We start from the raw sequence: 10079 nt of genomic DNA, 5'->3' as shown, positions 1-10079 counted from the left end.
CCATCTCGAATCGGCGGGCAAAGGTAAGTCGGGCATGCTTATGGGTGTTCATCCGGTTGGGCGTCCTGAGTGGATTGGGTGTTTGGCGACTTCCAGTCTCTCAAACCCAATCCGGATGAACACCGGATACAACCTATTGGAGCTTCACAGCTAGAAGGCCTCGCACACCCGCAGCACTTCGCTGCCATAGGCCTCGAGCTTCTTGGTGCCGATGCCGCTGATGCCCTGCAGGTCTTCGAGCGTCGCCGGTGCCCGCTCGGCGATGGCCGCCAGCGTGGCGTCGTGGAAGATCACGTAGGCCGGCAGATTGTGCTCCTTCGCCACTTCGGCGCGCCATGCCTTGAGCGCCTCGAAGCGCTTCTTGCCGGTGTCGTCGAGCTTGGCGGCGGCCGGCGAGGGCGCGCCCTTGACGGTCTTCTCGCGCCGGGACTTGCGCTCCGCCGGTGACGACACCGATTCGCGCAGCGTCACGCTCGCCTCGCCCTTGAGCACTGCGCGCGAGCCTTCGGTGAGCTTCAGCGTGTTGAACGCCTCCGCGTCGACCGCGAGCGCGCCCGTGGCGATCAGCTGGCGCAGCACGCCGCGCAGCGCCACCTCGCTGAACTCCGCGCCGATGCCGAAGGTGCTGATGCGCTCGTGGCCGAACTGCTTGACCTTCTCGGTCGGCTTGCCGCGCAGGATGTCCATGATGTGCCCGGCGCCGAAGCTGATGCCGCTCAACTGCTGCACGCGGTAGATGGTGCTCAGCAGCTTGCGCGCGGCATCGGTGCCGTCCCACACCTGCGGTGGGTTCAGGCAGTTGTCGCAGTTGCCGCAGGGCGTGCTCTTCTCGCCGAAATAGCCCAGCAGGCGCACGCGCCGACAGTCGCTCGCCTCGGCCAGCGAGAGCAGCGCGTCGAGCTTGCCGCGCATCACCTGCTTGAATTCCTCGCCGGCAGGGCTTTCGTCGATCATGCGGCGCTGGTTCACCACGTCCTGCAGGCCGTAGGTCATCCAGGCGTCGGCGGGGCCGCCGTCGCGGCCCGCGCGGCCGGTTTCCTGGTAGTAGCCTTCGATGTTCTTGGGCATGTCCAGGTGGCCGACGAAGCGCACATCGGGCTTGTCGATGCCCATGCCGAAGGCGATGGTCGCGACCATCACGATGCCTTCCTCGCGCAGGAAGCGGTCCTGGTGCTTCTGGCGCACCGCCGCATCGAGCCCGGCGTGATAGGGCAGCGCGTTGATGCCGGCGTCGCGCAGCATCACCGCCACGTCTTCCACCCGCTTGCGCGACTGGCAATAGACCACGCCCGCATCGCCTTCATGCTCGCGCTCGATGAAGCGCAGCAGCTGCGTGGTCGCGTCCTTCTTCTCGACGATGGTGTAGCGGATGTTCGGTCGGTCGAAGCTGGAGACGAACTGGCGCGCCTCCTCGAGCTGCAGCCGCTCGACGATGTCGGCGCGCGTCAGGTTGTCGGCCGTGGCCGTGAGCGCGATGCGCGGCACGCCGGCGTAGCGCTCGTGCAGCACGGTGAGCGCGCGGTACTCGGGGCGGAAGTCGTGGCCCCACTGGCTCACGCAATGCGCCTCGTCGATCGCGAACAGCGAGAGCTTGCCGCGCTCCTTCAGCGAATCGAGCTGCGACAGGAAGCGCGGCGTGTTCACGCGCTCGGGCGCCGCGTACAGCAGCGTGATCTCGCCGCGCAGCATGCGGCGCTCCACGTCCTGCGTCTCTTCCCAGTCGAGCGTGGAATTGAGAAAGGCCGCGCTCACCCCCGCCTCGTGCAGCGCGCCCACCTGGTCGTGCATCAGCGCGATCAGCGGCGACACCACCACCGCCACGCCGTGCCCCGCGCGCTGCCGCGCGATGGCAGGGATCTGATAGCACAGCGACTTGCCGCCGCCCGTGGGCATGAGCACCAGCGCGTCGCCGCCGCCGACCACGTGGTCGACGATGTCCTGCTGGGCCCCGCGGAACTGCGCATAGCCGAAGACTTCGTGAAGGATGTCGGCGGGTGCGCTGCTGCCGGAGGCGTCGATGGGGCGGGGAGCGAGAGAGGACACAGGCAGCGGAGGGGAGGTCGGAAGGGGGCGAGGGGAGGGCCGCCGATTGTCCCCCAGCCGCGCAGATATGACTGTGGCACAAGGTTTGCAATGGTGGCCCCCGTCCTGCAACCTTTCTTGTCTAGACAGCAAATCGGTGCATTTCCCAAGGAATTGCACCAGAAATGACCTTTCGGGTTATCCTGTATATACAAGTTGGGGCGCTTGGCAACAATGCGAGGCGTGCGCAGCCCGGCCACCGAGGCGCGCCGCCGAGCCATCTCTCAAGAACGGAACCAGGAGTACCCATGGTCAAGACGACGGTAGTTGTGAAAGTCGCTTCGCTGCTGGCAGCAGGTGCATGTGCAGCGGGCATGGCCGGAACGGCCGCCGCCCAGGAAACCAAGATCGCGCTCGGCATGTCCGGCTGGACCGGCTTCGCGCCGCTCTCGCTGGCCGACAAGGCGGGCATCTTCAAGAAGAACGGCCTGGACGTCGAACTCAAGATGATTCCGCAGAAGGACCGCCACCTGGCGCTCGCGTCCGGCGCCATCCAGTGCGCGGCCACCACGGTCGAGACGCACGTGGCCTGGAACGCCAACGGCGTGCCCATCGTGCAGATCTTCCAGATGGACAAGTCCTACGGCGCCGACGGCATCGCGGTGCGCAACGACGTGAAGAGCTTCGCCGACCTCAAGGGCAAGACCATCGGCGTGAGCGCCCCCGGCACCGCGCCCTACTTCGGCCTGGCCTGGATGCTCAGCAAGAACGGCATGACCCTGAAGGACGTGAAGGTGGTCTCGCTCGAGCCGCAGCCCGCCGCGCAAGCTTTCGTGGCCGGCCAGAACGACGCCGCCATGACCTACGAGCCGTACCTCTCGACCGTGCGCGCCAACCCCGCCGCCGGCAAGATCCTGGCCACCACGCTCGATTACCCGATGGTGATGGACACCGTCGGCTGCGCGCCCACCTGGCTCAAGGCCAATCCCAAGGCCGCCGCCGCGCTCACCAAGTCGTACTTCGACGCGCTCGACATGATCAAGGCCGAGCCCGAAAAAGCCAACGAACTCATGGGCTCGGCCGTCAAGCAGAGCGGCGAGCAGTTCGCCAAGTCGTCCGCCTACCTGCGCTGGCAGGACAAGGCGGCCAACCAGAAGTTCTTCTCGAGCGAACTCACGACCTTCATGAAGGAAGCCGCGGCCATCCTGCTGGAAGCCGGCGTGATCCGCAAGGCGCCTGAAGACTACGCGGTGACCTTCGATGCAAGCTACGTCAAGTAAGGCGCTGCCGCAGGTGCCGCCGCGCGCGGCATCGGCCTCCACCGCCGTCTCCTCTCTGCCCGTGGCGCCCGTGCGGCGCCGCGCATTCGCGCCGCTCGAACCCGTCAGTGCGCGTGCCCGCGTGCTGCTCGGGCTCGGCTTCTTCGTCGTGTTCGTGCTGGTATGGTCGCTGGCCACGCTCGGCGGCTTCGTGTCGCCGACCTTCCTCGCCAGTCCGCCGACCATGGTCAAGGAAGGCTGGCTGCTCTTCACCGAGTACGGCTTCATCGGCGACATCGGCATGACCGTGTGGCGCGTGTTCGGCGGCTTCCTGCTGGCGGCCGTGTTCGCGGTGCCGCTGGGCATCGCGATGGGCACCTGGAAGACCGTCGAGGCCTTCTTCGAGCCCTTCGTCTCGTTCTGCCGCTACCTGCCGGCCTCGGCCTTCATCCCGCTGCTGATCCTGTGGGCGGGCCTGGGCGAAATGCAGAAGCTGCTGGTGATCTTCATCGGCTCCTTCTTCCAGGTCGTGCTGATGGTGGCCGTCACCGTGGGCGGCGCGCGGCGTGACCTCGTCGAGGCCGCATACACGCTGGGCGCGAACAGCCGCGGCATCGTGGCGCGCGTGCTCATTCCGGGCGCCGCACCAGGCATCGCCGAGACGCTGCGGCTCGTGCTCGGCTGGGCATGGACCTACGTGATCGTGGCGGAGCTGATCGGCTCCTCGTCCGGCATCGGCCACATGATCACCGACAGCCAGGCGCTCTTGAACACCGGGCAGATCATCTTCGGGATCATCGTGATCGGTGTCATCGGCCTGTTGTCCGACTTCGCTTTCAAGGCGCTCAACCGCCGTCTGTTCGCATGGGCCGCACTGTGAAGAACCAACTTTCCATCCAGGGCGTCTCGCGCGTCTTCACCGGCACCAAGGGCCAGCGCACGCAAGCGCTGCAGCCGATCGACTTCGAGGTGAAGGAGAACGACTTCGTCACCATCCTCGGCCCCTCGGGCTGCGGCAAGTCGACGCTGCTGCGCATCGTGGCGGGGCTCGACTTCCCGACCACCGGCCAGGTGATGCTCGACGGCGAGCGCATCGAAGGCCCGGGCGCCGATCGCGGCGTGGTGTTCCAGAGCTACACGCTCTTTCCGTGGCTCACGGTGGCGCAGAACATCCGCTTCGGCCTGCGCGAGCGCGGCATGAGAGAGGCCGACCAGAAGGAGCGCAGCGAGTTCTTCATCGCCAAGGTGGGGCTGCGCGGCTTCGAGAATCACTTTCCGAAGCAGCTCTCGGGCGGCATGCAGCAGCGCACCGCCATTGCGCGCGCGCTGGCCAACGACCCCAAGATGCTGCTGCTCGACGAGCCCTTCGGTGCGCTCGACAACCAGACCCGCGTGCTGATGCAGGAGCTGTTGCTCGGCATCTGGGAGTCGGCGCGCAAGACGGTGCTGTTCGTCACGCACGACATCGACGAGGCGATCTTCATGGCCAACCGCGTGGCGGTGTTCAGCGCGCGGCCGGGGCGCATCAAGACCGAGATCGCGGTCGATTTTCCGCATCCGCGCAGCTACACCATCAAGACCTCGCCGGAGTTCATGGACATCAAGGCGCGGCTGACGGAAGAGATTCGCGCGGAGTCGATGGCGGCTGCGGAGCATTGAGGATGGCGCCTTGCCTTCATTCCGTTGTGCTTGGCGTGCGCCGCTGTTCGGGGCGCGCCCACGCCGGCACGGCGGCCTTTGAGCGAAGCGGGGGACATTCGCGCAGGGGAGTACCCGCCGGCCTGGGCACGCGCCCCGAACAGCAGCGCTCAAAACAAGAGCTACAACAGCAAGCATGAAACGCGACCTCCCCACCCTCGCGCTCTACGCGCAAGTCAAGGATCACATCTCCCGCAAGATCCAGGACGGCACGTGGCCGCCCGGACACCGCCTGCCCTCGGAGCATGAACTGGTCGCGCAGTTCGGCATGGCGCGCATGACGGTGAACCGTGCGCTGCGCGAGCTGGTGGAACAGGGCCGTATCGTGCGCGTGGCCGGGGTCGGCAGCTTCGTCGCCGAAAACAAGCCGCAGTCCACGCTGCTGCAGATCGCCAACATCGCCAGCGAAATCCGCCAGCGCGGACACGACTACCGCTGCGACATGATCGCGGTCGAGCGCATCGCCGCCTCGCCCGACGTGGCCGCGTGGCTCGACATGCGCGCCGGCACCTCGGTGTTCCACAGCGTGTGCCTGCACCTCGAGAACGGCACGCCCGTGCAGCTCGAAGAGCGCTACGTCAATCCGCAGGTCGTGCCCGACTACCTCGAACAGGACTTCAGCGCCATGCCGCCCAGCGAGTACCTGGTGCGCAACGTGCCTTTCGACCAGATCGAACACGTGGTCGACGCCGTGCTGCCCAACCAGGAACAGGCCGACAGGCTCGCCATGGAACCCACAGCCCCCTGCCTCCTGCTCACGCGCCGCACCTGGTCACGCAACACGCCCGTGACCTGGGTGCGCTGCCTGCACCCGGCCTCGCGCTACAGCCTGGGCAGCCGTTTCAAGGCAGACGGCAACCCTAGCTTCGGTTGATTTTTTCGTCCTCAGAGGCCTCAGTTTTCACTCGCAACTACTTGTATAGACAGGTTCACATGACAAGCAAGCACACCGCTACTCCAGATGCCACCCTGATCCTCACGCCCGGCCAGGTCGATCTGGCGATGCTGCGACGCATCCAGGCCGGCGGCGTGCAGCTGTCGCTCGACCCCTCGGTGCGCGACGGCATGCTTCGCGCCGAGGCCGCCGTGCGCCACATCGTCGAGAACGACCAGGTCGTCTACGGCATCAACACCGGCTTCGGCAAGCTCGCCAGCACGCGCATCGGCAACGACCACCTGGCGGAACTGCAGCGCAACCTCGTGCTGTCGCACAGCGTGGGCACGGGCGAGCCATTGGCGGCACCGGTGGTGCGCATGGTGCTCGCGACCAAGGCGGTGAGCCTGGCGCGTGGCCATTCGGGCGTGCGCCCGGCGCTGGCCGATGCGCTGCTGGCGCTGTTCAACGCGGGCGTGATGCCGCGCATTCCGTGCAAGGGCTCGGTCGGCGCGTCAGGCGACCTCGCGCCGCTCGCGCACCTGGCCTGCGTGCTGATCGGCGAAGGCGAGGCCACGCTGGCCGACGGCACTGTGGTCAGCGGTGCGCAGGCGATGAAGAGCATCGGCCTCGCGCCCTTCGTGCTCGGCCCCAAGGAAGGCCTGGCGCTGCTCAACGGCACGCAGGTGTCGACGGCGCTGGCGCTTGCCGGCTTGTTCGGCGCGGAAGACGTGTTCGCTGCCGCGCTGATGTCGGGCGCGCTCTCGCTCGAAGCGATTCAAGGCTCGATCAAACCCTTCGACGCACGCATCCACGCAGCGCGCGGCCAGCCGGGCCAGATCGCCGTCGCAGGCGCCGTGCGCACGCTGCTCGAAGGCAGTGAGATCGTCCCCTCGCACGCCGACTGCGGCCGCGTGCAGGACCCGTACTCGGTGCGCTGCATTCCCCAAGTGATGGGCGCCTGCCTCGACAACCTCGCGCACGCCTCGCGCGTGCTGGTGATCGAAGCCAACGCCGCATCGGACAACCCGCTCGTGTTCTGCGACACCGGCGAAGTCATCTCGGGCGGCAACTTCCACGCCGAGCCGGTCGCCTTCGCGGCGGACATCATCGCGCTGGCCGTGAGCGAGGTCGGCGCCATCGCCGAGCGCCGCATCGCGCTGCTGCTCGACACCGGCCTGTCGGGCCTGCCGCCGTTCCTGGTGCGCGACGGTGGCCTCAACTCCGGTTTCATGATCGCGCAAGTCACGGCCGCAGCATTGGCCTCGGAGAACAAGTCGCTCGCGCACCCCGCAAGCGTCGACAGCCTGCCGACCTCGGCCAACCAGGAAGACCACGTGTCGATGGCCACCTTCGCGGGCCGCCGCCTGGGCGACATGGTCAACAACACGGCGGTGGTCGTCGGCATCGAAGCGATGGCCGCCGCGCAAGGCATCGAACTCAAGCGCAAGCTCAAGAGTTCGCCGCTGGTGGAGGCCGAATTCGCCGCCATCCGCCAGAAGGTCGCTTTCCTCGAAACCGACCGCTACCTCGCGCCCGACATCGAAGCCATGCGCCAGTGGGCGCTGAAGGCCGAGCTGCCGGCCGCGCTGCTCGACATCCTGCCCAGTCACTCGTAAAACATCCCCCGACAAGGAGAACCACGCCATGAACGCACCCGACAAGATCGACCTGAACAAATCCACCGGTACCGACCCGCGCCATGACCCGACCCGCGTGATCCGCGCCCCGCGCGGCACCGAGCTCAACTGCAAGAGCTGGCTCACCGAAGCCCCGTTCCGCATGCTGCAGAACAACCTCGACGCCGAGGTCGCCGAGCGCCCGCAAGACCTGGTGGTGTACGGCGGCATCGGCCGCGCCGCGCGCAACTGGGCCTGCTACGACCAGATCCTCGCGTCGCTGAAAGAGCTGAACGACGACGAGACGCTGCTCATTCAATCGGGCAAGCCGGTCGGCGTGTTCAAGACGCACGAGAACGCACCGCGCGTGCTGCTGGCCAACTCGAACCTCGTGCCGAAGTGGGCCAACTGGGAGCACTTCAACGAGCTCGACCGCCAGGGCCTCTTCATGTACGGCCAGATGACCGCGGGCAGCTGGATCTACATCGGCAGCCAGGGCATCGTGCAGGGCACCTTCGAAACCTTCGTCGAAGCCGGCCGCCAGCACTACAACAACAGCCTCGCGGGCAAGTGGATCCTCACGGCCGGCCTCGGCGGCATGGGCGGCGCGCAGCCGCTGGCGGCCACGCTGGCGGGCGCCGTCTCGCTCAACATCGAGTGCCAGCAGTCGAGCATCGACTTCCGCCTGCGCACACGCTACGTCGACAAGCAGGCGCGCGACGTCGACCACGCGCTCGAACTCATCCAGCAGCACTGCGATGCGAAGGAAGCGGTGTCGATCGCGCTGCTCGGCAATGCCGCCGACATCCTGCCCGAACTCGTGAAGCGCGCGAAGGCCGGCGGCTTGAAGCCCGACCTCGTGACTGACCAGACTTCGGCGCATGACCTGATCAACGGCTACCTGCCCTCGGGCTGGAGCGTGCCGCAATGGCAGGCAGCGATGAAGGACGTTTCGCAGCACGACGCGCTCAAGAAGGCGGCCGCGAAATCATGCGCCGTGCACGTGCAGGCCATGCTCGACTTCCAGGCCATGGGCATCCCCACGGTCGACTACGGCAACAACATCCGCCAGGTCGCGTTCGACGAAGGCGTGAAGAACGCCTTCGACTTCCCGGGCTTCGTGCCGGCCTACATCCGCCCGCTGTTCTGCGAAGGCAAGGGTCCGTTCCGCTGGGTCGCGCTTTCGGGCGACCCGGAAGATATCTACAAGACCGACGCCAAGATCAAGGAGCTGTTCCCCGAGAACAAGCACACCCACCGCTGGCTCGACATGGCGCGCGAGCGCATCGCCTTCCAGGGCCTGCCGGCGCGCATCTGCTGGCTGGGCCTGGGCGAGCGCCACATCGCGGGCCTGGCCTTCAACGAGATGGTGAAGAACGGCGAACTGAAGGCGCCCGTCGTCATCGGCCGCGACCACCTCGACACCGGTTCGGTCGCCAGCCCCAACCGCGAGACCGAAGCCATGAAGGACGGCACCGATGCCGTCTCCGACTGGCCGCTGCTCAACGCGCTGCTCAACACCGCGGGCGGCGCCACCTGGGTCAGCCTGCACCATGGCGGCGGCGTGGGCATGGGCTACTCGCAGCACTCGGGCGTGGTGATCGTGTGCGACGGCACCGACGCGGCCGCCAAGCGCATCGAGCGCGTGCTGTTCAACGACCCGGCCACCGGCGTGATGCGCCATGCCGACGCGGGCTACGACATCGCGGTCGCCACCGCGAAGAAGCAGGGGCTCAAGCTGCCGATGGTGAAGTGATGGCGGGCGTCGTTCTCCCCGACGCCCAGGAACTGCAGCGCCGCGTGCAGGCGCGCGTGGACGACGCACTCGTCGCGCAGTTTCAGCGCGACGGCGCGGTGTGCATCCGTCAGTTGCTCACGGCCGACGAGCTGGCGCTGCTGCGCGATGGCATCGAGGCCAACCTCGCGGCACCCAGTCCGCGCGCCAAGATCGCGAGCCGGCCCGACGACCCGGGCCGCTTCTTCGAGGACTTCTGCAACTGGCAGGACATCGACGCCTTCCGCCGCTTCATCTTCGAGGCGCCGCTCGCGCAACTGGCGCAGCGGCTCATGGGCTCGAACACCGTGCGGCTCTATCACGACCACCTGCTGGTCAAGGAGCCTGGTACCCGGCAGCGCACGCCGTGGCACCAGGACCAGCCCTACTACAACATCGAGGGCGAGCAGAACGTCAGCATGTGGATACCGGTCGATCCGGTGTCGCGTGCGGCCACGCTCGAGTTCGTGGCCGGCTCCCACAAGGGGCCGTGGCTGATGCCGCGCACCTTCATGGACAACCACGCCAAGTGGTTCCCCGAAGGCAGCCTCGAAGACCTGCCCGACATCGAGGGCGCGCGCGAGCGCTTTCCCATCGTGGGCTGGAACATCGAGCCCGGCGACTTCGTCTGCTTCCACATGCTCACGCTGCATGCGGCCGCTGGCGTCGAGGGGCCGAACCGGCGCCGCGTGTTCTCGGTGCGTTTTTTGGGCGACGACATCCGCCATGCGCCGCGCAGCTGGAAGACCTCGCCCGATTTCCCCGGCCTCGCCGAGCGGCTGCCGGCCGGCGCGCCGATGGACGATCCGCTCTTTCCGCTGCTGGTGGGTTGA

At 67.2% G+C, this 10079-nt stretch carries 8 protein-coding genes; 7 read left to right on the top strand and 1 reads right to left on the bottom strand.

The features are described from left to right. Nucleotides 1-150: 150 nt before the first annotated feature. Nucleotides 151-2043 (bottom strand): DNA helicase RecQ, encoded by a 1893-nt coding sequence (recQ, locus tag AC1DFC_RS25380; protein WP_086012098.1) that lies wholly within the window; start codon nt 2041-2043, stop codon nt 151-153. A gap of 287 nt (nt 2044-2330) precedes the next feature. Between recQ and AC1DFC_RS25375 the strand changes: the two genes are divergently transcribed. The 7 genes from AC1DFC_RS25375 to AC1DFC_RS25345 all read left to right on the top strand — a co-directional run bounded on the left by AC1DFC_RS25375 (nt 2331) and on the right by AC1DFC_RS25345 (nt 10079). Continuing rightward, a complete protein-coding gene (locus tag AC1DFC_RS25375) occupies nt 2331-3302 on the top strand; it encodes an ABC transporter substrate-binding protein (protein WP_056515793.1) in 972 nt (323 codons plus the stop codon). Continuing rightward, a complete protein-coding gene (locus AC1DFC_RS25370; RefSeq protein ID WP_007831956.1) occupies nt 3283-4161 on the top strand; it encodes an ABC transporter permease in 879 nt (292 codons plus the stop codon). Before AC1DFC_RS25375 ends, AC1DFC_RS25370 begins: the two co-directional genes overlap by 20 nt. Then, nucleotides 4146-4940, top strand: a complete 795-nt coding sequence (locus AC1DFC_RS25365) for an ABC transporter ATP-binding protein (protein WP_007831954.1) — start codon at nt 4146-4148, stop codon at nt 4938-4940. Before AC1DFC_RS25370 ends, AC1DFC_RS25365 begins: the two co-directional genes overlap by 16 nt. A gap of 175 nt (nt 4941-5115) precedes the next feature. Beyond that, a complete protein-coding gene (hutC, locus tag AC1DFC_RS25360; protein ID WP_478180221.1) occupies nt 5116-5853 on the top strand; it encodes a histidine utilization repressor in 738 nt (245 codons plus the stop codon). Between the two features lie 59 nt (nt 5854-5912). Continuing rightward, on the top strand, nt 5913-7472 hold the full coding sequence (gene hutH, locus AC1DFC_RS25355) for a histidine ammonia-lyase (RefSeq protein ID WP_478180220.1): 1560 nt from the start codon (nt 5913-5915) through the stop codon (nt 7470-7472). A 28-nt stretch (nt 7473-7500) separates the two neighbouring features. Beyond that, entirely contained in the window at nt 7501-9228 is a 1728-nt protein-coding gene (gene hutU, locus AC1DFC_RS25350; RefSeq protein WP_478180219.1) for a urocanate hydratase, read from the top strand. Further along, entirely contained in the window at nt 9228-10079 is an 852-nt protein-coding gene (locus AC1DFC_RS25345; protein ID WP_478180218.1) for a phytanoyl-CoA dioxygenase family protein, read from the top strand. The genes hutU and AC1DFC_RS25345 overlap by 1 nt, the downstream gene beginning before the upstream one ends.

The sequence above is a fragment of the Variovorax sp. 10L421 genome (assembly GCF_056395365.1).
Note: the sequence above shows the minus strand (reverse complement) of the source record. Positions and strands in the feature narration are given on the sequence as shown.